Raw genomic sequence first — 22,067 nt, forward strand, 5'->3', positions numbered from 1 at the left:
CAGCCGCCTGTTCAGTTGAATACAATATTAATTTTCTTGAAGAAAGTATAACAGTGCTTCGGGCAGTTCCTTTTGCCAAAATCCCCATTGGTGGTTTCCTTCTTTCTCTCTATAGGAGACGATCGCACCGCGTTTATCCAGTAAATCACGTGTATCTCGGTTCAATTGAACAAAGTCATAAGTTCCTGTGTCTGCTTCAAAAGCTGTTTCCTGCAAACCAACGATCATCCAGATGGAAAGCCAAGACAAATTCTCTTCTGCGGCATAGATTTCTTGGGAAGCGGAATAGAAGGCTCCGGACAAGCTAATGACGCGATGGAACAGATCGGGATAGAGTAGGGCAAGATGCAATGATACACTGCCCCCGAGTGAGTCACCAGCCAAGACACGTTCTTGCGGTGATCGGCGCACAGGATATTTCTCTTCTACATAGGGAATAATCTCTTCAGCGAAGCAAGCGGTATAAGCCTTAAACCGATCTCCGAAGGGAGCGTACTCCTGTGTCCTTACAGACACGTCAACCTGAACCCCAACGATGATGAAAGGTTCGGCACCCTCATCTAGGATGATGCGGTTTGCTGTTGTAGCGATTCGTCCAAAATTAAAAAATTCTTCGCCATCCTGACAATAAACGACAGGATAACTAAGCAGTTCATTGTAGCCAGGCGGAAGATAAATTCGTAGAGTCCGCTTCTCTCCAAGATAACGACTTTCAATCTCTTCCTTTACAATTGTGCGTTTCAAATAGCGAGAATCCGTCATAAAACGTCACCTTTCTCGGTTTTATTTTTGCATTCGACCGCGCAATACGGTAAGATTAACCTTATGCGGGTTTAGGTAAAAAACGCAAACATGTACTATGCTGTTATACCAATATTAGAACCCTGTTATACATACAATCCGAAAGAAAATATAAAAAAAATACGGATATCTTTGACGTATGCAGTGAAACAGGTGTATAATAATATTATAACAGCGGAACTTGATATTCAAATTTTTTGTTGAGGTGAAGAAAAAAATGAGCAAGGTTCCTTATGAAGTATATACGGAGGATGTAGAAGCTCTGTCCGTGCTGTCTCCTGACGGCGAAATTGTTAACAAAGACATGATGCCTAAGCTTTCCGACGATCAATTAAAAGAAATTATGTACCGCATGGTATTTACCCGTACTTGGGATGACCGTGCAGTAAACCTGGGCCGTCAAGGTCGTCTTGGTTTCTATGCTCCAGTATCTGGTCAAGAAGCTACAATGGTTGGTAGTGAATTTGCAATTGAAAAAGAAGACTTTGTATGTCCTGGCTATCGTGACATTCCGCAACTCGTATGGCATGGACTTCCTCTTTATCAAGCATTCTTGTACTCCCGTGGACACCAACATGGTGGACAAATTCCCGATGGCGTTAATGTATTGATGCCACAAATCATCATTGGTGCACAAATCCTGCATGCAATGGGTATCGCTATGGGTTACAAATTGAAGAAACAAAAGCAAGTTGTTATTACGTACACAGGTGATGGCGGTTCTTCTGAAGGTGACTTCTATGAAGGTCTGAACTACGCTGGTGTATACAAACTGCCAGTTATCTTCTTCGTACAAAACAATGGTTATGCCATCACAACTCCTTTTGCTAAACAAACAGCAGCTCTGTCCATCGCTCACAAAGCGGTAGCAGCAGGGATCAAAGGTGTTAAAGTTGACGGTATGGACATCTTCGCTGTTATCAAAGCTGTTCAGGAAGCTGCTGAACGTGGACGTAACGGAGAAGGCGCTACATTGATCGAAGCGGTAACTTACCGTTTCCGTCCTCACTCCCTTTCTGACGATGCTTCCAAATATCGTACAAAAGAAGAAGAGGCTGAGTGGAGCGTAAAAGATCCAATCGCACGTTTCGCTAAGTATCTGGAGAAAAAAGGTCTGTGGACTGAAGAAGATACAGCACGTGTGAAAGAAGAAGCAAAAGCTAAAGTAAACGAAGAGATCAAAAAAGCGGAAAAAACCGAGAAAATGACGATTTCAGGCTTGATCGACAGCATGTTCGAACAAACGCCTAAGCACTTGGAAGAGCAAAAAGCTGATTTCCAATAAGTTTTTTCCGATAAAGCATAAACATCCGGCGCCAGTTATGGTGTCTCGGTATACATGTATGAATTCAAATGTGAACTGTCAATGTTTAAGGAGGAAATGAAGCAAATGGCACAATTGAACATGAAAGAAGCAATCCGTGATGCGCTTCGCGTTGAGTTGAAACGTGATCCTAACGTTCTGCTTTTCGGTGAAGACGTAGGTAATGTAGGCGGTGTTTTCCGTGTAACGGAAGGTCTGCAAAAAGAGTTTGGCGAAGAGCGTGTATTTGATACTCCGCTGGCTGAGTCCGCTATTGGTGGTCTGGCTGTAGGTTTGGGTATCCAAGGCTTCCGTCCAGTAGCTGAAATCCAATTCGTTGGTTTCATCTTCGAAGCACTTGACCAAATGGTAGTTCAAGCTGCTCGTATGCGTTTCCGCTCCGGCGGAAAATACAATTCTCCAATCGTATTCCGTACACCATTCGGTGGCGGTGTAAAAGCGGCAGAATTGCATACAGATTCTCTGGAAGGTTTGCTCACGCAAACTCCGGGTATTAAAGTAGTAGTTCCATCTAACCCTTACGATGCAAAAGGTCTGATGATTGCTTCTATCCGCGACAACGATCCTGTATTCTTCATGGAGCACTTGAACCTGTACCATGCTTTCCGTGCAGAAGTGCCTGAAGAGGACTATGTTGTTGAACTGGGTAAAGCGAACGTTGTTCGTGAAGGTTCCGACGTTACTATCATCACTTACGGTATGATGGTTCACACTTCCGTTAAAGCAGCGGAAGAGCTTGAAAAACAAGGAATTAAAGTTGAAGTAATCGACCTTCGTACGATCAGCCCGATCGATATCGATACAGTTATTGCTTCTGTTAAGAAAACAAATCGCGCTATTGTTGTACAAGAAGCTCAAAAGAGCGCAGGTATTGCAGCTGAAGTCATTGCACAAATCAATGAAAAAGCAATCCTGCACTTGGAAGCACCGGTACTGCGTGTAGCAGGTCCGGATACTGTATATCCTTTTGCGCAAATCGAAGATACATGGCTGCCTAACCCAGCACGTATTGTTGCTGCGGTTAACAAAGTCGTAAATTTCTAATTTAATCATCTGACATGCCGCAAGGCGCAGTATGGTGATTCACACCGCAGCGTAGGCTGCACTGTAAACAGCCATTAGCCCCTTGAGTAACAGTTATTTGCATTAGCAGTAACAGTTGGTTCTTGGAGTTAAGGGTTGTTTTCAGGATTGAGCACATAATCAAGGAGGTTTTTCAGTTGGCTAAATTTGAATATAAATTCCCTGAACTAGGCGAAGGCCTTCACGAAGGCGAAATCATCAAGATGCACATCAAAGTTGGGGACAAGGTAACTGACGACGATATCATCATGGAAGTGCAGAACGATAAAGCGGTAGTTGAAGTGCCTTGTCCGGTTAACGGAACAGTTACTGAAGTATTCGCTAAAGACGGTCAAATCTGCCACGTTGGTGAAGTTGTAGCAATCATTGACGCAGAAGGCGAAATTCCTGAGCAAGACGACGCTCCTGCTGGCGATCAAGGCGAGCAAGAGAAAGATGCAGCTCAAGGTGGAGCAGACACTAGCGGTTCTTCTGCGGCAGCTTCCAACCCGGATGCAGCTAAAGAAGGCGGAAATAACAGCGTACCAGCAGTACCTGCTAAAGACGTTCTGGCAACTCCAAGCGTGCGTAAATTCGCTCGTGAACAAGGTGTAGACATCGCTCAGGTTAACGGTACTGGCAACAACGGTAAAGTAACCAAAGAAGATGTTGAATCCTTCAAAAATGGTGGCGGTTCTTCCGCAGCGGCATCTTCCGAAGCACCTGCTCAAGAAGAGAAAAAATCCGCAGCACCAGCTGCTGCAGCTGATCAACGCCTTGAAGAAGAGCGCGTACCGTTCAAAGGTATCCGTAAAGCGATCTCTAACGCAATGGTTAAATCGGCTTACACAGCACCTCACGTTACAATCATGGACGAAGTTGACGTAACTGAATTGGTTGCTTTCCGTACTCGCATGAAACCAATTGCTGAGAAAAAAGGAACAAAAGTTACTTACTTGCCATTCATCGTTAAAGCATTGGTTGCGGCTTCCCGCCAATTCCCTGCTCTGAACGCAATGATCGATGAAGAAGCTAACGAAATTGTTTACAAAAAATACTACAACATCGGTATCGCTACAGATACAGACAACGGTTTGATCGTTCCTGTTATCAAAGATGCTGATCGTAAATCCATCTGGATGATCGCTGACTCTATCCGTGATCTGGCAGCTCGTGGTCGTGAAGGTAAACTGAGCGCGAACGAAATGAAAGGAAGCACAATCTCCATCAGTAACATCGGTTCTGCTGGCGGTATGTTCTTCACTCCGATCATCAACTTCCCTGAAGTTGCTATCCTCGGAACGGGACGCATCAGTGAAAAAGCGGTTATCAAAAACGGCGAAGTTGTTGCAGCACCAGTAATGGCTCTTTCCTTGAGCTTCGACCACCGTATCATCGATGGCGCAACTGCACAAAACTTTATGAATTACATTAAACAGCTTCTCGCTAACCCTGAGTTGCTTGTTATGGAGGTGTAAGATATGGTAGTAGGCGACGCTTCTCTCAATATCGACACATTAGTAATTGGTGCAGGACCTGGTGGCTATGTAGCTGCCATCCGTGCTGCACAACTGGGCCAAAGCGTATTGATCGTAGACAAATCCGAGCTGGGCGGCGTATGTTTGAACCGCGGATGTATTCCATCCAAAGCTTTGATCTCTGCTGCACACCAATATGAGTCTGCACTTCACGGTGAAGCATTTGGTATCTCTGCTGAGAACGTTAAAGTAGACTTCAGCAAAACTCAAGAATTCAAAAACGGCGTTGTTAAGAAAATGACTGGCGGCGTAGCTGGTTTGCTCAAAGGCAACAAAGTTGAAGTTTTCAACGGTGAGTGCATGTTCATCAACGAAAACGAAGCTCGTGTATTTAACGATCATGAGTCACCGCGTTACAAGTTCAAAAATGCAATCATTGCAACAGGTTCCCGTCCAATCGAACTGAAACCTTTCCCGTTTGGCGGACGCATTCTGTCTTCAACAGAAGCATTGAACTTGCCTGAAGTACCAAAAAGTATGATCGTAATCGGTGGCGGTTATATCGGCGCTGAGCTTGGTCAAATGTACTCCAAATTCGGTGCTAAAGTAACAATCATCGAAGGTTTGGATACTGTATTGCCAGGATTCGATAAAGACATGACTAGCCTTGTGGCTAAAAACATGAAGAAAACAGGCATCGAAATCGTAACGGGTGCAAAAGCTGAAAGTGCGGAGCAAACGGATAAAGATGTAACTGTTAAATATTCTGTAAATGGTGAGTCCAAAGAAGTAACTGCAGATTACCTGCTTGTTACTGTTGGACGTCGTCCAAACACAGATGGTGAGCTTGGTCTTGATATGATCGGTGTTGACGTTGATGAGCGTGGATTCGTTAAAGTTGACCACCAAGGTCGCACTAGCATTCCGCACATCTTCGCAATTGGTGATATCGTATCTGGTCTTGCTCTGGCGCACAAAGCTTCTTATGAAGGTAAAGTGGCTGCTGAAGCAATTGCAGGACAACCATCTGTAGTAGATTACAAATGTATGCCAGCTGTTGTCTTCACAGATCCAGAATGCTCCAGCGTAGGTTACACTGAAAAAGAAGCTAAAGAAAAAGGTTACAAAGTAAAAGCAGGTAAATTCCCTTATGCGGGTAACGGCCGTGCAGTATCTTTGAACCATGCTGAAGGCTTCGTGAAAATCGTAGCTGACGAAGAGAGCGGCCTTGTACTGGGTTGCCAAATCGTTGGTCTGGAAGCTTCCAACCTGATTGCTGAGCTTGGTCTTGCAATCGAGATGGGCGCAACTTTGGAAGATCTGGCGCTTACTATCCACGCTCACCCAACTTTGGGCGAAATCGTGATGGAAGCAGCGGAATTGGTTATGGGTCACCCGATCCACATCATCTCCCGTTAAGATCCTCTAAGCTTCGGATTCGTCCGGCATCATACGTAGATCAAAGAGGTGAGTAGTGCGTTAGCGCTACTCACCTTTTTTTTGTGAGTTAAATGGCTTCCGTAGGTGAATATGTTGCACTTAGTACTGTAAAACGTGGGCAAAATTGAATATGGCTCAACTCTTTTTCCAACGTGCACAGTGTGATAAACTGTTAAGATGGTCAGACATGATGTAATTCGAGTCAATCTGGAACTGAGTGGCAACATATATAGAGATGTGAGGGGAAATCAACTTGAAAAACTATCTCGATTTATTACAAGATATATTGGACAATGGCGTACACAAAGGAGATCGTACCGGAACGGGAACACAATCTGTATTTGGTAGACAGCTTCGTTATGATCTTTCTGAAGGATTTCCACTTGTTACAACAAAACGAATTCATCTTAAATCGGTGATCCATGAGCTTTTATGGTTCCTGAGTGGGGATACAAACATTGCTTACTTGAAAGAAAACGGCGTGAAAATCTGGGACGATTGGGCGGATGAGAATGGTGATCTCGGACCTGTGTATGGCTCACAGTGGCGTTCGTGGGAAGCGCCAAATGGAGAGAAGATCGACCAGATCGCGGCAGTGATTGATTCGATTAAAAACAACCCAGATTCTAGACGTCATCTTGTAAGTGCGTGGAATGTGGCCGAAATTAACCACATGAAGCTTCCGCCATGCCATTTCGCGTTTCAGTTTTATGTTGCAGAGGGTAAATTATCATGTATGCTTACCATGCGTTCAGTAGATACGTTCTTGGGTCTGCCGTTTAACATTGCCAGTTATGCGCTTCTAACACATATGATTGCGCAACAATGTGATCTTGAGGTGGGTGAGTTCATCTGGTCAGGTGGAGATGTGCATATCTATTCAAACCATGTAGAGCAGGTCAAAACTCAACTGGCGCGTGAACCTTTTGCATTACCTAAATTGGTAATTAAGCGCAAGCCAGAATCCATTTTTGACTATAAGTTTGAAGATTTCGAATTTGAGAACTATCAGCACCATCCAGGCATTAAAGCTCCAATTGCAGTATAAAATGCAGAAGCGGAATCGATATTGATTTTGGATTGAAGGAGTGTATAACTGTTGAGCATTGAACTTGTATGGGCGATGGGGGAGAATGGCGTGATTGGCTTAAATAATTCACTGCCGTGGCATTTACCCAAAGATATGGCCTTTTTCAAACAACAAACGTTGAACAAAACCATTATTATGGGACGTAATACGTGGGAATCTTTTGGTGGCAAACCACTCCCTAAACGTCGTAATATCGTCATAACTAGAGACTTAGACTACAAAGCAGAGCAAGCTGAAGTGGTTCACACCATCGAAGAGGGTCTAAGTGTAACGCAAGGGGAAGAGTTGTGTGTAATCGGTGGTTCACAGGTTTATCGTGAATTTTTACCGTTTGCCGACCGTCTTGTTGTCACTAAGATTCATGAACATTTTGAGGGAGATACGTTTTTCCCCGAAGTGGATTGGTCTGAATGGGAGCTAATTAAGCAAGTTGAAGGCGAACAGGATGAGAAAAACGTCCACGCGTTTACCTTCGAGTTTTATGAACGTAAACAATAAGATGGAACATAGCTTCAATCGATTTATACGTTTTGAAGTGATTTATAAAAAAAATGTTGAGGCGCTGATTACGAAATATTCGTGAACAGCGTCTTTTTCAATTTTTTCAGAACATTTTAATCTGCAAAAAAATGGTATATAACATTTATGTAACATAAAGCATGGGGGATTATGTATAATATACATATAGATCAGCTGTCATAAGACAAATAGTGTAAAAGTTGTAGGCATTCAACGTTGTAAAGCCCTAAAATAAGCGTAATATTCGGAAAAAAGCATCATATAGGCACAAATTAGTTGATATTAATGGTAAATTATCTGACATTTACGTGACGTTCTGAACTGTGAAATGACCAACGCACGCCTGTTTTTATAATGAAATAACACATATTGCACCAAAATTAGGGGATTGACCATGAGTAGATTGTGACGATATGATGTATAAAATACAAATAATTATGCGGATAATCCATTTAATATTCAGATGTCGAAATGCTACTATAATTGAAATATCTTCGAGAAGATTTTGTGATACAATAGACAAAAAACTCAGATCATGAGTAATCCATTTCATATAGAATCGTGCAGATGAAGGGATTAAGACAAGAACGGATGGGGGAAAACGTAAGATGTCTACACCTACTGGATTTATGGAATACAAACGGCAATTGCCAGCGGATCGCGAGCCAGCGGAGCGGATTAAGGATTGGGAAGAGTTTCATAAACATATGGCCGAAGAAGAGCTCAGAACACAAGGTGCACGATGCATGGATTGTGGTACCCCGTATTGCCATACAGGTATAGATATGATTGGTGGCACGTCAGGATGCCCCGTGCATAACCTGATTCCGGAATGGAACAACCTTGTCTACCGCGGATTGTGGAGAGAAGCACTTGAGCGTCTTCACAAAACGAATAACTTCCCTGAGTTTACAGGTCGTGTCTGTCCAGCTCCTTGTGAAGGATCTTGTACCGTTGGATTGATTGGTCAGCCTGTAACCATTAAAACGATAGAAGAAGCGATTATTGAAAAAGGGTTTGAAGAAGGATGGGTAGTTCCTCAACCTCCAGAGAAACGCACGGGTAAACGTGTAGCTGTTGTTGGTTCGGGTCCAGCAGGACTTGCAACTGCGGCTCAATTGAACAAAGCAGGTCACACTGTAACAGTATATGAGCGTTCTGACCGTGTGGGTGGTTTGTTGATGTACGGTATTCCAACAATGAAATTAGATAAAAAAGTAGTTCAACGTCGTGTGGACTTGCTTGAAGCAGAAGGCGTTCAATTCATTACAAATACAGAGATCGGTAAAGATATTCCTGCACAGCAACTGGTAGACGATTATGATGCTGTTGTATTGTGTGGTGGCGCAACCAAACCTCGTGAATTCAACATTGAAGGTAGTGACCTGAAAGGCGTGCATTACGCTATGGACTTCCTCAATAGTAGCATTAAGAGCTATTTGGATTCTAACTTGGAGGATGGTAACTATATGTCTGCACAAGACAAAGATGTTATCGTTATCGGTGGCGGGGACACTGGCTCTGACTGTGTAGCTACATCGCTTCGTCATGGTTGTCGTACGATTACTCAGTTTGGTACTCACACTCAAGCACCTATGGAGCGTGACCGGATTAATAATCCTTGGCCACAGTTCCCTAATGTGTACACGTTAGATTACGCTCAAGAAGAAGCCAAAGCGTTGTTTGGTCAAGATCCGCGTGAATTCTCCATCATGACAACGAAATTTGTTGGTGATGAAGAAGGCAACTTGAAAGAGTTGCATACCGTTCAGATTGAGCGTATCGTGGATGAGACAGGTCGCAAAATCTATCAACCAATCCCTGGAACAGAGCGCGTTTTCCCTGCTCAAATGGCGATGATTGCAATCGGTTTTGATGGGCCAGAACAGACATTGGTAGAACAATTGGGACTTGCAACAGACCGTCGTACCAATGTTAAAGCCCGCTATGGTAAATACAACACGAACGTTGATAAAGTATTTGCAGCAGGCGACATGCGTCGTGGACAAAGTCTTGTTGTATGGGCAATCAATGAAGGTCGCGAAGCAGCTCGTGAAGTTGATAAATATTTGATGGGAGCTACGGTTCTCGTATAACTCATATCGTTATTGCAACCCTCGCCATGATGGCGGGGGTTTTTTATTTGCTTTCTATATTACTTTCTATGTTACGTTCTATCTGCTTTTTATCTGTTCTTTATTTGTTTTGGGAATATAGAACAAGTTAGATCAATTACTTAGTCATTCCGTAGTTAAGACTGCGTCGTTTGCGTTTTTTTAGTGTAAGTGTGAGGTAGAGCATTGCTTTTTATTCCCTAAAGATTTATTATTATATTATAATAATTATAAATAAGAGATTTTTAAAATATGAAAATCAATGACGTGAACACATATAATATTCGGAGGTGCAACCAACTATGGCAACGAATAGGGACAAATGCATTTCAGACCAGATTTATGATATTAAGAAGCAATTGGTTGAGAAAGGATACAAGTTGACTCAACAACGTGAAGTGACCGTGCGTGTGTTACTTGAGCATGAAAAGGATCATTTTAGCGCCGAAGAAGTCTTCTTACTTGTAAAAGAACAATTCCCTGAGATTGGCCTTGCAACGGTATATCGCACACTTGAATTGTTAAGTGATCTGCAAGTGGTAGAGAAAATTAATTTTGGAGATGGGGCTGCGCGGTTTGATCTACGTAGTACGGACGGGTCTCATCATCATCACCATCTCATTTGTACAGACTGCGGCAGTGTAGAGGAGATTATGGAGGATGGTCTGTTACGTTTAGAACAGCAAATTGAGCGGCAATATGGATTTGCCGTTACGGATCATCGACTTGATTTTCAAGGCGTATGCAAGGAATGTAGACAAAAACGAGCTTTAAATGAGCCGGCTGCTGGGTAATTCCCTCGTGGAGGGATGCTCCCGGACTCAAAATCTGATATAATATGTTTCAGAAGCAAGGGGCTTCCGTGGGCGGAAGGCCCCTTTTTGCCGTCGTGCGGACGGTGAAGGAGGAGAGATGGACGGATGAAGACACTGGTTATAGCGGAGAAGCCTGATATGGGTCGAACCATTGCCGCCGTCATAGAACCAAAAGCCAAGAACAATCGCAGTTACCTCGAAGGGGAGCATTACATCATCACTTGGGCGATTGGTCATTTGCTCGGACTGGCTGAACCAGATGCATATGATACGAAGTATAAGCGTTGGAACATCGCTGACTTACCCATCATTCCGGATCAGTTCAAAATCGTACCTAACCCCAAAACGAAGGATCAATTGAAGATCATCGGAGAACTTTCCAAACGCGCTTCTGCTATTATCAATGCATGTGACGCAGGGCGTGAGGGTCAGTATATCTTCGCGCTGATCCAGCAGCAGTTGAAGCTTCGTCAGCCGGTTAAACGATTATGGATATCGGATCTGACTGCCGCAAGTATCCAAAAAGGATTTGATGGGCTGAAGGATGCATCGGAGTTTGAAAATCTTACACATGCTGCTCGTGCACGAAGCGAGGCAGATTGGCTGATCGGAATGAATGCTTCACGCGCTTTCACGACACGGCACAATGCGCTGTTGTCTGTTGGACGTGTTCAGACACCGGTACTCGCATTGATCTATGATCGAGAGATTGAGATTGAAGCTTTTCAGTCGCAGACCTTTTATGAAGTGGCGGCTTGGTTTCGTCAGGAAGGTGTTGAATATCGTGGCTTGCGTCAAGGTGACAAACTCACTGATCCAGAGGCAGCGGAGGCAATTGCAGCCAGTGTGAAGGGCAAGACAGGGCATATCACCAAATATGAAGCAAAACAAACGAAGGAATATCCCTACCGGTTGTACGATCTCACACTTTTGCAGCGTGAGGCGAATGCGAAATTTGGTTATGGTGCGAAGAAAACGTTGGACATTGCCCAAGCCTTATATGAAAAACATAAGGTAATCTCGTATCCACGTACGAACTCCAACTATGTGACGGAACAGAATATTGAAGGCATGCACAAAACGCTGAATTTATTGAAAAATGGAACGTACAGTGAGCTAGCTCAAGGAGCTAAGCCAGAACTGGTACACAAAAATAATAAAGGGGTCTGTAACCCATCACGGGTTGAAGATCACCATGCGATTTTGCCAACGTTGAAGCGACCAGGTACATTATCCAAGGATGAACAGAACATCTATGATCTGATCGTTAGACGTTTTTTATCTCATTTTTACCCACCAGCCGAGTATAAACAGCACACCGTACTAACAGAGGTTGAACAGCATCAGTTCAAAACGTCTGTGAAGGAGTTATTGTCATTAGGTTGGAAAGTGGTACTCTCTTCATCAGATCAGGAACAGAGTGGCTCTGGGAAGAAGAAAACCAAAAAGAATGGTAATGAAGAAGAGGAAGCGGAGGAGTGGACGGACAAGTCCTTCTCCGTTCAGCCTGAATTACCTGTTCAATGCACGAAGAGTGAATTCAAGGAGAAAGCTACCCAGCCTCCAAAAAGTTATACCGAAGGTACGTTGCTCAAGGCGATGGAGAGTGCCGGGAAGCAGATCGAGAATGAAGAGCTTCGTGATGCCATGAAAGACAGTGGATTAGGAACACCGGCAACGCGGGCTGCTACGATTGAGCGTCTCAAAAATGTTGGTTATATTACTATGCAGGGCAAAAAGATGCAACTTACGCTCAAAGGGCGAACGGCCATCGAATTAATTCGACGAGCAGGTGTAGATCTCTTAACATCTCCAGAAATGACAGGTCAATGGGAACGGAGATTGTACCAAATCTCCAAAGGAGAAGCGGGACAAGACAAGTTTATGGAGAACGTGAAAAAGTTTACCATGTCGATTATTGATAAGGTTAAGGTGCAAGCTCCTGCGCCAGCAGATGCATTTGGTGAAGATGCTCGTGGCAGTCGAGGTAAAGGCAAGGGCGCTAGTAGCAAAGGGAACAGGGCTAAAACTTCAACCAGAACAGCGGCTAGTTCTTCTGCATCAACGTCACGTTCATCTTCAGGAGCTTCTGGCAACGCCCGTAGCGCCACTGGTACAGCAGCTAAAACTAAGACGACTGTTGCTGTTTCTAATCCGTCTGGTGCTCGTGAGCTGTTGGCTCCGTGCCCTGCACCTGGTTGTACGGGCCAGATCATTGAAGGTAAAAAAGGTTATGGATGCACACGATTCAAAGAAGGCTGTGGCTTTGTCATCTGGAAAGAGTACATCGGCAAAAAAATAACGAGTACGATGCTGAAATCGTTGATCGACAAAGGAAGCACACAAGTGCTGGCTTTTAAACGAAAAGACGGCAGTACCGTTAAAGCTCGTATTGTGTTGCAGGACATGCTTACCGGTAAACTGACAGCCGAGAAGATAGAGACGTAAAAGCTCTGCATTTGGACTCTCTGGTATTGACAAATGAAACATAGGTAGAGAGTGTATTGTAATAAATACAGCACGAAAAGACCCTGTAAGATTACAGGGTCTTTTTGTATTGTTGCTCGATATTCTCTTGTATAACTTTCGGTACCTCTTCAAGTGCCGTAATCGTATATAAAGCGCGTTCGGGATTAGGTTTCAGCTCCACGATATTGTATTGCCATTCATTAGGCTGCTTAATATAGATACTGTGAATTCCAGCTGTTACAGCAGGCATAATGTCTGTTCTTAAGGAATTACCAATCATCCACGTCGCTGTACGGTCAAACGTCCCCGAAGATAAAATGCCTTCCAGAGCTTCAACGTTTTTGTGTTGCCGTATATAGATGCGATCATCGAAATATGCAGATAACTTCATCTGATCAATCTTACGTTGTTGAATGACAGTTTCCCCACCAGTGTAGAGATAGAGGGCATGTCCAGCGGACTGCAGGTTCTCCAACGTTTCGACCATATGAGGATAAGGTTCTACCTCCTGATCGTACACACTCATTCCAAGTTTGCTTAAGTAGTTCTCCTCTTTGGGGGAGGTAGATCTTGCGAACTTTTGCGAGAAGTAACGATACGTATCAATCAGAGATTGAGGGAAATGGTGACTTGCGAACCCCACTTTGTTAACTCCAGTTACGTCAATCTCTAGTTGCTTCTCACGAATCTGCTGAATGGTTAGATCATCACCGTCAAACCACTCCTGCATGTTTTCGAAGAATTCACCCAGAATGAGGTTGAAGTATTTGTTACAGTATACAAGCGTATCATCTAGGTCGAACAAAATGTGTTGTTTCGTGTTGCTCATATCAAAATCACTCCTTGCAGCCGGCAACCTCAGTTTAATGCATTTATATGCGAATGTAGGATTCCAGGAACATGTTCAGTTCAGACACGCCATCCGGCCGAATACTATATTTCTCTTTACGGTTACTTCCAAGAAGATGTGTTCTCAGCAAGCCCGCGATGCGCAGCGCCATTACCTGGTCTTTGACCATATCTTCGTCCTTATCGAGTTCCTCACACATTTCAGCTAGCGATTTCGGTTCGCCCGAAACGTAACGCAACAAGCGAAGTCTCTCGGGATCAGCCAGAGCATGAGTGAATCGCAACAAGCAGGTTGGCGGTTGATCTTCATCTTCTTCAGGTGCATCAATCGGATATTGCATAATCATCATGCCTTCATAGAAACAGTACATATTAATAGGCCGATTATGGATGGTTGGAAAAAGAATCACTTCGTTCAGTCCAGGCATCGGTTCAACAATGACACCTGCTGTCGCATATTCAATTAACAGTTCTGGTCCCATTTTGTCCAACAGAATCTGTTTTTCCTCCGCATCCTCTTCGAGCCAGGTACGATAATCTTCGCTGATATTCTTGCAGTAATGTTCGTCCCACAAGCGCAAAAGCGGAACATAACTGTCCCGTATCCGTGTGGACTCTTCCATTGTAATGGAAGGCAGTAAAGGTGAGATCTGTGCAAATAATTGTTCTGCCGACATATCCGAAAGCATGTTCAGGAAATCCTGATTCTCTGAATCACAGTTTCGGTATGCAGCCCATGCAAACAATACATCAAAATCATCAAAAGGCCACGTAGCGGCTGGAGCCAGCGCAGCTCTCACGTTGGAGCTTAGTTTGCCTTCGACCTCAAGGATCCATTCTGGACCAACGTCCAAATGCTGGATCCACTTCTTGGTGACATAAACCAGAAAACTATTGAGCATCTCATATATCGGTGAAACATCAATTTTAACTTGATAAGGCATATGATGTAGAATCCTCCCGTCACATCTAATATACACAGCGACTTATGTACTATTATGGCTTGTTTTGCACGGCGTTGTCCACTATAATGTTCAAGTCCCGGCCAAATGTCCTGGGATATCTGTGCTTGAGCAAAAGAATATGAAGATCATACGAAAAGTCGTCAGCGATGGCGATTTTTCTTTGTATGCTTGCAGGAGGGAAATCATTTCGTGTCATCTATTCATACTGCTAAACCGTCACATTCCATATCCAACTACCTGATTTTGATAACGGTTATTGTTGTGGCAGGGATTAGCCAGGGGCTTTTATTACCAGTATTGTCCATCTTTTTGGAACAAAAGGGTGTATCCCCAGGTCTCAATGGACTTAATGCTGCCGCATTGTATGTTGGATCATTTGCTATGACCCTAGTGGCAGAGCGTTTATTAGGAGCATTTGGTTTCAAAAAATTAATCATTGGCGGGCTCATCTTTGTTATGATTCCCTTAATCTTATTTCCTTATTTTCCGGACATCAAAATATGGTTCATTCTACGCCTCATCGTTGGCGTTGGAGATAGTGCTCTGCACTATGCCGCCCAGCTCTGGGTTCTTCTTGTGACGGCTCCAGAGAAAAGAGGGCGCTACATATCCCTATACGGGATGTCCTATGGACTAGGATTCAGTATTGGTCCGCTCGGCATCAAGCTGCTGGGATTCGGTCAAGCGGTTCCATTCTGGGTACTTTTCATCTGTATGGGAGCTGTGCTCGTGCTTGTATTAATGAAACTTCCGAATTCTAGACCTGAGAAGGTAGAACAGGGGCAAATGCCGGAACGTCGATTCCGTCGCAGCTTGACCTGGGCATGGTATGCGCTAATACCAGCACTTTTGTACGGTTATATGGAAGCGGGAATGAACAGTAACTTCCCCGTGTACGGTCTCCGCATTGGCATGGATGAGAGCCAGATCTCTTCGTTGCTTCCATTTGTCGGAATAGGTGGACTGTTCCTGCAGTTCCCGCTTGGGATGTTAAGTGATCGATTGGGTAGAAAAAAGGTGCTCATGTCCGCTGGGATTGCAGGAGGGATTACGTTTATGCTCATTCCGGCAGCCGGAACCCATTTCTGGTGGACGCTGGTGTTACTGACGATTGCAGGAGGACTCGTTGGGTCGTTTTTCTCTCTTGGACTGGCTTATGCAGCGGATCTATTGCCAAAAGTGCTGCTGCCAGCGGCTAATGTTGTAGCATCCTTTTACTTCACAATTGGTAGCATTATTGGGCCTAACCTCGGCGGTCAGGTTATTAACTGGTTCTCCCCAGGAAGCATGTTTATATGGATGGGTTGCATGTATCTTCTGTTTGGAGTTGCAGGTGTGTTCTTTAGACGTAAACCTGAGCTTCAATCTGTGGTAGAATAGAAGCTGGTGTTCGCATGGAAATTGATGTCCGTTTCCGAGTACACTATGGAGTAGGGAAAACCTTGGACAAGGGGAGACATCGCGATGATCAGAGTTGAGAATTTAAGTAAATCCGTAGGAGCGGACAGAATTCCGGTTTTGCGGGATATTCGATTTGATATGCAACAAGGAGAAATGATCGCTGTTGTAGGTTCAAGCGGCAGTGGTAAGAGCATGCTGCTTAAATGCCTGGCGATGATGGAGAAATGGGATAGCGGTCGCTTAACCGTAGACGGAGCCGAAATATTAAAAGAAGGCATGGCTGGTAAACGGAGAATAAAGCGTGAATGGGCATACTTAGAACAAAATCCTGAATTATTTCCAAGAAGATCAGCGCTCAAAAATGTGTTGATTGGTCGTTCAGGTCAGACACCCGTATGGAGAATGGTCACGGGTATGGTTCGTTCGGATGATTATATGGGGGCTATGGATTATTTGGAGAGTCTAGGCCTTCTCGATAAAGCGCATCAGCTCGCTGAAAAGCTTAGTGGTGGAGAGAAGCAGCGTGTAGCTATTGCCAGAGCGCTGGCTCATGGCGCTAAGGTGATTTTGGCCGATGAACCGGTTATTGGACTGGATCCACATACAGCAGATGCTGTTCTGGAAACGTTACGTAAATTATGTGAAGAGGAACGGGCAACCATCATTGCGGTATTGCCAATTGAACTTGCGGAGAAGCACGCGACGCGGATCTGGGGACTAGCAGAGGGCAAGATTGCTTTTGATATACGTGGACGGCGGCTGACGCAGCAAGAGAAGAATATGATTTAATACATGTTTACTGTTCGAAAAGAATGATATTACCTTATTAGACTTGAACAACCTCTTATACTATTGAAAAGAGTGATGAACTTGCTTAACTCACGTTGGGGACGCTTGATAGCAGGTGGAGCGATTGCTATGTTGCTGGGCTCTGTTTTGAGCGGATGTACGGTAATCAGTGACCCCAAGATTTTGATGCGTAAACCGATGATGTCAACAGATAAAGAAAAACTGTACAACGTCGTGCAGCTCGAGCAGCCTCCCGAAAGTGAACTCATTCGTCCGAAAGATCTGAGCAATACCAGCATGATCCGTGTGGAAGATCTTAATGGAGATGGGACAAGGGAAGCCATTGCTTTTTATGAGACACCGAATGAGAATGTTCGGATTCACGGATTACTGCTGGAGGAACAAGGCGGCGCATGGGTCAAAAAATTAACGTTTGATGTTCCAGGTAGTGAGCTGCAGTCCTTCAAGCTGCTGGATATTACGAATGATGGCAATCCCGATATTATATTGGGCGTAAGCTTGCAGGATCAAAAAGCCTTAACGGCATACTCCTATAAAAATGGTGCGCTCGAACAGGTATTAGGCGGCGTACCCTACAATCAATTTATTATTGATGATGCACAAGGCAATCCACTCGATCTGAATGGTGACGGGAAAAGTGATTTTACGATTGTTTCCCTGAATAGCAGTGGATTCGCAACGATTGCATTGTACCAATACGATGAGGGTAGCTTCAAGGAAGTTGATCGGATGCAGACGGACTATACGGTAAAAGAGATTTACAATGCACTTGGAGGCCAGATTGCCAAGGATCAGCCGGGAATTGTTCTGGATGCCGAGCTGGATGATAAGAGTTCATTCTCTCAGCTTATCTATGTGAAGGATAACAAACTGGTAAATGCGTTCAAATCTCCGGATCAAACGTATAGAGATGACAAAATTTTAAGCGGTGATTTCAACAATGATGGTATTATTGAATTTGGGCTTAAAGAAACCCCAAAAGGTTGGGAGCATTACGTTTTTGATTCGCGTATGTGGTTCTATAATTTTTATCAGTGGGATGGCAAGGACGGCAAGGAGTTTGTTTCATTCCAATATCGGGATGACGCCGACTTATTCCATTTAAATCTCAAGTCTGAGTGGTACGGTAAAATTACCATTGATACCCGATCAGAAAAAGAAAAATACATTCGCTTCAAAATGATCGATACCGATGAAACAGTAGCTGAAATCAAGTACTTTACACTGTCCCAGTGGGAACAGGAAAAAGGGAAACGGTGGAAAGAGATTACACGAACGAACGATCGAGTTATTGCTTCGCGTGTAGCCCAACCGAATACTGATGGATTACTAGATAACATGTCGCAACTGAACAGAAAGGACGAGCTAAATGAGTAAAGTACTTATTTTGGAAGATGAAGAATCCATCCGCAGTTTTATCGTCATTAATCTGAAAAGAAATGGATTTGAGGTGCTTGAAGCAGGAGATGGTCATGAAGCACTGCGAATCTTGCAGTCCGTGCCGGATATTGACTTAGCGCTTTTGGATGTCATGGTACCGGGCATTGACGGATTCGAAGTCTGTCGACGCATTCGTGAGACCAATGAACGCTTAGGTATTATTTTCTTAACAGCTAAAGTACAGGAACAGGATAAAGTATATGCATTATCGGTCGGAGCAGATGACCATGTGAGCAAGCCTTTCAGTCCAACCGAGCTGATTGCTCGTATTCAGTCCTTACTGCGTCGTGTCAATGTGCACCGGGAGACAGCGGCTAAGGTTACTTTCCAATCTGGCCCGTTCTCGCTTGACCTAATCTCGAAGCAATTTAAGAAACAAAATGAACTAATTGAGCTAACACCTACAGAATTTTCATTGATTCAATTTTTCTTAGAGAAGGAAAATACACCGCTCAGTCGAGATTTGCTGCTGGATCATGTCTGGGGCAAAGAGTACATGGGTGACCCCAAAATTGTGGATGTAAATATACGTCGCTTACGCCAGAAAATTGAGAACAACCCTTCCGAACCTGAATACCTGCAAACTGTATGGGGACACGGGTACAAATGGAAGGGCAGGGAGCAATGATAAAAAAAGGTATTACGCGGCAGATTGTATTACACTACTTTTTCGTAGTTTTTCTAGCTCTGCTGCTGGTGGAATTTGTATTTATGCTGGCGGTGCAGCGATATTACTACGAGAGCATCTATAACACCATAAGTACTCATATTTCGAATTCCAAGGATTTTTTTGAACCAATCTCGCGGGCAAATAATGCTGAGGATGGTAACAATCTGTCTAGATTGCTTGAAAATCTGAAATTATCCAATACAGAATTGCAGATTCTTGATCTGAATGGACGTGTATTGGCAAGCTCAACCGCTTTTGAATCCGATCGTGCTGTGCTGCAAACGAGTGATATTTCTCAGGCGCTTAATGGTGCGATGGGGCGATGGGTAGGCAGGGAACCTTCGACAGGTGAACAGATTATGGCTGTTTCGCACAAATTCGACCTTGGTGGAGATCATACGTATGTTATCCGATATATGACAGCACTCACCATGGTCAACTCGAAATTGCTGGTTATGGGTTTGCTGGCTAGTGCAGTAGGTGTAGCTGTGCTTGCTATCGTATTAATTATTAGTATAGGTATGGCGAATTCCATTGTTCGTCCGATTAATAATATCACTGCTGTATCTGCTCAGATGGCACGTGGGCGACTGGATGTTAGGGTCAAGGGCAATTACAAGCATGAACTAGGTGAGTTAGCCTCAACATTGAATTTCATGGCACATGAGATCGTACGAAGTAATCAGATTAAGGACGACTTCATATCATCTATCTCGCATGAGTTGCGTACCCCTCTGACAAGTATCAAAGGCTGGAGTGAGACATTGGACTCCGGAGGTTATGATCCAGAGGAGACACGAATCGGGATGAGCATCATTTCCAAAGAAACGGAGCGTTTAATTGGGCTTGTAGAAGAGATGCTCGATTTCTCCAAATTGCAACAGAATCAGATGAAGCTGGTGAAGGGAACAGTCAGTATTCGTGAAATTGTGCAAGAAACGATGCTGAATGTCTGGGCCAAAGCGGAACAAAAGCAAATTCATCTGAAGCTGGATGCCGATGAAACGTATCCGTATAACGTATTTGGTGATGGAAACCGACTGAAGCAAGTATTCCTTAACATTGTAGATAATGCGATTAAATTCTCACATGAGAACTCCTGGATCTACTTGTCCGTAAAAGAAGAGAATGGTCAGATTATCGCCGCCATTCAAGATACGGGGATCGGGATTAGTGAGGAGCACCTAATTAAAGTGCGAGACCGCTTCTTCCAGGTGAATCATCAGAACGGGGGAACAGGGCTCGGTCTAGCCATCACACAGGAGCTCGTGGAACTGCATGAAGGCACGATTACCATGCAAAGTGAACTGGGATCAGGTACAACGGTCACCATTACGTTACCGGCTCTCATGGAAGATACGAATGATGATGAAGTAGAGACCCAATCGAGTGATGGATCAATTCCAAATTGATAACACAAAAAAGGTGGATTCCTATGGAATCCACCTTTTTCTATATTATGAGGAGAGCTCTCCCGCACGCAAACGGCCTGTTTTTTCGTATACTTCTTTGAATATACGTGTAGGTTGAGTACGTACAGCCGGTTTAGCAGCCACAACCTCTTGAGGGCCAACAACCATAATTTCGTCAGCAGTGCCTTTAACGATCGCGCCGTCTTTAATAATGGCACCTTCCCCGATAATTGCACGCTCGATGTGAACGCCACGACCGATGCGAGCATTCGGCATTACCACGCTGTCAAGAACTTCAGATCCTTTACCAACCTCAGCTCCGCAGAAAATGACGGAACGATCCGCATGACCTTCAATGGCGCAAGAATCATGAATCAAGGAGGAGAGATGTTCGATCCGGCTATTGCGAGCTTTGTACACACTTGGTTTTGTTCTCCATTCGCGTGTAAACATTGGCCAGTGATCTTTTTGCAAGCTCCAGTTCTCTTCGTTATGAAGCAGATCCATGTGAGCATCCCACAGGCTTTTCACAGTGCCAACATCTTTCCAATACCCATCGAAGTTATAAACGTATAGGGGATTGTTCTCATTCAACATCTGTGGAATGACGTCTTTACCAAAATCATGGCTTGATTCTTCGTTTGCAGCGTCAATCAGCAAATGATGTTTCAGATAATCCCACTTAAACATGTAGATACCCATAGAAGCTAGGTTACTTTTTGGTTCAGCAGGCTTTTCAGCAAATTCGGTAACACGTAAATTCTCATCGGCAGCCATAATGCCAAATCGATGTGCTTCCTCCCATGGGACTTCCATTACGGAAATAGTTGCCGCTGCACCATTCGCGATGTGGGCATCCAACATTTCGCGATAATTCATATGATAAATATGGTCACCCGACAAAATCAGCACATTTTCGGGGTTTTGTTTGTCAATATAGTCAATATTTTTATAAATGGCATCCGCCGTTCCCAAGTATTCGTCATTTCCTGTATGATAAGATGGAAGCAGGGAGATTCCTGCATCAACCGTATTACCAATTCCCCAAGGTTCTCCTTCACCAATGTGATCGTGTAAAGAGTCAGCTTGGTACTGCGTAAGCACACCTACAGTGTCGATGCCTGAATTAACGCAGTTGCTGAGAGGAAAATCGATAATACGGTAGTGCCCGCCAAACGGTACAGCGGGTTTTGCGATACTTGAAGTTAAGGGGGCTAATCTTTTACCCTCTCCTCCCGCCAACAGCATAGCGATGCAATCTTTATTAAACATGATCGTTTCCCTCCCAAGATATTTTTCTAGTGTAGTAGATACATAAACGCAACGTGGAGCCATTGAAACGATATATACTGTAAAAATTCTGAAAATATACAACATTTTTTTAAACGCGTCATTTTTCTTTTCAACT

Annotated in this window: 18 protein-coding genes; 14 read left to right on the forward strand and 4 right to left on the reverse strand. The window is 44.0% G+C overall.

What is annotated here, in order from left to right:
* Positions 1-27: 27 nt before the first annotated feature.
* Entirely contained in the window at positions 28-762 is a 735-nt protein-coding gene (locus tag ASD24_RS00830; protein WP_056690068.1) for an alpha/beta hydrolase, read from the reverse strand.
* A 256-nt stretch (positions 763-1,018) separates the two neighbouring features.
* Between ASD24_RS00830 and pdhA the strand changes: the two genes are divergently transcribed.
* The 9 genes from pdhA (at position 1,019) to ASD24_RS00875 (ending at position 13,091) form a co-directional block, all read left to right on the forward strand.
* Positions 1,019-2,086, forward strand: a complete 1,068-nt coding sequence (gene pdhA / locus ASD24_RS00835; RefSeq protein ID WP_056690070.1) for a pyruvate dehydrogenase (acetyl-transferring) E1 component subunit alpha — start codon at positions 1,019-1,021, stop codon at positions 2,084-2,086.
* Positions 2,087-2,191: 105 nt separating this feature from the next.
* Positions 2,192-3,169 carry an alpha-ketoacid dehydrogenase subunit beta gene (locus ASD24_RS00840; RefSeq protein WP_056690073.1) on the forward strand — a complete coding sequence of 326 codons (978 nt, stop codon included), beginning with the start codon at positions 2,192-2,194 and terminating at the stop codon, positions 3,167-3,169.
* 176 nt (positions 3,170-3,345) lie between these two features.
* Positions 3,346-4,665 (forward strand): dihydrolipoamide acetyltransferase family protein, encoded by a 1,320-nt coding sequence (locus ASD24_RS00845; protein ID WP_056690077.1) that lies wholly within the window; start codon positions 3,346-3,348, stop codon positions 4,663-4,665.
* A gap of 3 nt (positions 4,666-4,668) precedes the next feature.
* Positions 4,669-6,084: a dihydrolipoyl dehydrogenase gene (gene lpdA / locus ASD24_RS00850; RefSeq protein ID WP_036613658.1), complete on the forward strand. Its 1,416-nt coding sequence runs from the start codon at positions 4,669-4,671 to the stop codon at positions 6,082-6,084.
* 274 nt (positions 6,085-6,358) lie between these two features.
* Positions 6,359-7,153, forward strand: a complete 795-nt coding sequence (gene thyA, locus ASD24_RS00855) for a thymidylate synthase (RefSeq protein ID WP_056690080.1) — start codon at positions 6,359-6,361, stop codon at positions 7,151-7,153.
* A gap of 51 nt (positions 7,154-7,204) precedes the next feature.
* Positions 7,205-7,693, forward strand: coding sequence for a dihydrofolate reductase (locus tag ASD24_RS00860; RefSeq protein WP_056690082.1), 489 nt, complete (start codon positions 7,205-7,207; stop codon positions 7,691-7,693).
* 629 nt (positions 7,694-8,322) lie between these two features.
* Complete coding sequence (locus ASD24_RS00865) at positions 8,323-9,810, forward strand: glutamate synthase subunit beta (protein ID WP_056690085.1); 1,488 nt, start codon at positions 8,323-8,325, stop codon at positions 9,808-9,810.
* A 320-nt stretch (positions 9,811-10,130) separates the two neighbouring features.
* A complete protein-coding gene (gene fur, locus ASD24_RS00870) occupies positions 10,131-10,622 on the forward strand; it encodes a ferric iron uptake transcriptional regulator (protein ID WP_056690088.1) in 492 nt (163 codons plus the stop codon).
* A 126-nt stretch (positions 10,623-10,748) separates the two neighbouring features.
* Complete coding sequence (locus ASD24_RS00875; RefSeq protein WP_056690091.1) at positions 10,749-13,091, forward strand: type IA DNA topoisomerase; 2,343 nt, start codon at positions 10,749-10,751, stop codon at positions 13,089-13,091.
* A 91-nt stretch (positions 13,092-13,182) separates the two neighbouring features.
* Here ASD24_RS00875 and ASD24_RS00880 read toward each other — a convergent pair whose 3' ends face one another.
* Positions 13,183-13,941, reverse strand: a complete 759-nt coding sequence (locus ASD24_RS00880; RefSeq protein WP_056690094.1) for an HAD family hydrolase — start codon at positions 13,939-13,941, stop codon at positions 13,183-13,185.
* A 43-nt stretch (positions 13,942-13,984) separates the two neighbouring features.
* Positions 13,985-14,905, reverse strand: a complete 921-nt coding sequence (locus tag ASD24_RS00885) for an ArsR/SmtB family transcription factor (protein ID WP_056690097.1) — start codon at positions 14,903-14,905, stop codon at positions 13,985-13,987.
* A 210-nt stretch (positions 14,906-15,115) separates the two neighbouring features.
* Between ASD24_RS00885 and ASD24_RS00890 the strand changes: the two genes are divergently transcribed.
* The 5 genes from ASD24_RS00890 to ASD24_RS00910 all read left to right on the forward strand — a co-directional run bounded on the left by ASD24_RS00890 (position 15,116) and on the right by ASD24_RS00910 (position 20,659).
* Positions 15,116-16,306, forward strand: a complete 1,191-nt coding sequence (locus ASD24_RS00890) for an MFS transporter (protein WP_056690100.1) — start codon at positions 15,116-15,118, stop codon at positions 16,304-16,306.
* An 84-nt stretch (positions 16,307-16,390) separates the two neighbouring features.
* Positions 16,391-17,116 carry a phosphonate ABC transporter ATP-binding protein gene (locus ASD24_RS00895; RefSeq protein ID WP_056690102.1) on the forward strand — a complete coding sequence of 242 codons (726 nt, stop codon included), beginning with the start codon at positions 16,391-16,393 and terminating at the stop codon, positions 17,114-17,116.
* Between the two features lie 75 nt (positions 17,117-17,191).
* Positions 17,192-18,514 (forward strand): hypothetical protein, encoded by a 1,323-nt coding sequence (locus tag ASD24_RS00900; protein WP_156395286.1) that lies wholly within the window; start codon positions 17,192-17,194, stop codon positions 18,512-18,514.
* The gene (locus ASD24_RS00905; RefSeq protein WP_056690105.1) at positions 18,507-19,205 is read left to right on the forward strand and encodes a response regulator transcription factor; all 699 of its coding nucleotides are present in this window, start codon (positions 18,507-18,509) and stop codon (positions 19,203-19,205) included. The genes ASD24_RS00900 and ASD24_RS00905 overlap by 8 nt, the downstream gene beginning before the upstream one ends.
* Complete coding sequence (locus ASD24_RS00910; protein WP_056692435.1) at positions 19,202-20,659, forward strand: sensor histidine kinase; 1,458 nt, start codon at positions 19,202-19,204, stop codon at positions 20,657-20,659. Before ASD24_RS00905 ends, ASD24_RS00910 begins: the two co-directional genes overlap by 4 nt.
* A gap of 45 nt (positions 20,660-20,704) precedes the next feature.
* Here ASD24_RS00910 and ASD24_RS00915 read toward each other — a convergent pair whose 3' ends face one another.
* The gene (locus ASD24_RS00915) at positions 20,705-21,931 is read right to left on the reverse strand and encodes a glucose-1-phosphate adenylyltransferase (RefSeq protein WP_056690107.1); all 1,227 of its coding nucleotides are present in this window, start codon (positions 21,929-21,931) and stop codon (positions 20,705-20,707) included.
* Positions 21,932-22,067 lie beyond the last annotated feature (136 nt).

Origin of the sequence: Paenibacillus sp. Root52 (assembly GCF_001426865.1) — a bacterium.
In the GTDB taxonomy this organism is placed as follows: Bacteria; Bacillota; Bacilli; order Paenibacillales; family Paenibacillaceae; genus Paenibacillus.

What these genes read in the sequence shown, in the direction of transcription:
- lpdA (WP_036613658.1), top strand. Translation starts at nt 4,669, where the DNA reads ATGGTAGTAGGCGACGCTTCTCTCAATATCGACACATTAGTAATTGGT.
- ASD24_RS00830 (WP_056690068.1), bottom strand. Translation starts at nt 762, where the DNA reads ATGACGGATTCTCGCTATTTGAAACGCACAATTGTAAAGGAAGAGATT.
- ASD24_RS00865 (WP_056690085.1), top strand. Translation starts at nt 8,323, where the DNA reads ATGTCTACACCTACTGGATTTATGGAATACAAACGGCAATTGCCAGCG.
- ASD24_RS00875 (WP_056690091.1), top strand. Translation starts at nt 10,749, where the DNA reads ATGAAGACACTGGTTATAGCGGAGAAGCCTGATATGGGTCGAACCATT.
- ASD24_RS00900 (WP_156395286.1), top strand. Translation starts at nt 17,192, where the DNA reads ATGAACTTGCTTAACTCACGTTGGGGACGCTTGATAGCAGGTGGAGCG.
- fur (WP_056690088.1), top strand. Translation starts at nt 10,131, where the DNA reads ATGGCAACGAATAGGGACAAATGCATTTCAGACCAGATTTATGATATT.
- ASD24_RS00880 (WP_056690094.1), bottom strand. Translation starts at nt 13,941, where the DNA reads ATGAGCAACACGAAACAACACATTTTGTTCGACCTAGATGATACGCTT.
- ASD24_RS00840 (WP_056690073.1), top strand. Translation starts at nt 2,192, where the DNA reads ATGGCACAATTGAACATGAAAGAAGCAATCCGTGATGCGCTTCGCGTT.
- ASD24_RS00905 (WP_056690105.1), top strand. Translation starts at nt 18,507, where the DNA reads ATGAGTAAAGTACTTATTTTGGAAGATGAAGAATCCATCCGCAGTTTT.
- ASD24_RS00885 (WP_056690097.1), bottom strand. Translation starts at nt 14,905, where the DNA reads ATGCCTTATCAAGTTAAAATTGATGTTTCACCGATATATGAGATGCTC.
- ASD24_RS00895 (WP_056690102.1), top strand. Translation starts at nt 16,391, where the DNA reads ATGATCAGAGTTGAGAATTTAAGTAAATCCGTAGGAGCGGACAGAATT.
- ASD24_RS00915 (WP_056690107.1), bottom strand. Translation starts at nt 21,931, where the DNA reads ATGTTTAATAAAGATTGCATCGCTATGCTGTTGGCGGGAGGAGAGGGT.
- pdhA (WP_056690070.1), top strand. Translation starts at nt 1,019, where the DNA reads ATGAGCAAGGTTCCTTATGAAGTATATACGGAGGATGTAGAAGCTCTG.
- ASD24_RS00910 (WP_056692435.1), top strand. Translation starts at nt 19,202, where the DNA reads ATGATAAAAAAAGGTATTACGCGGCAGATTGTATTACACTACTTTTTC.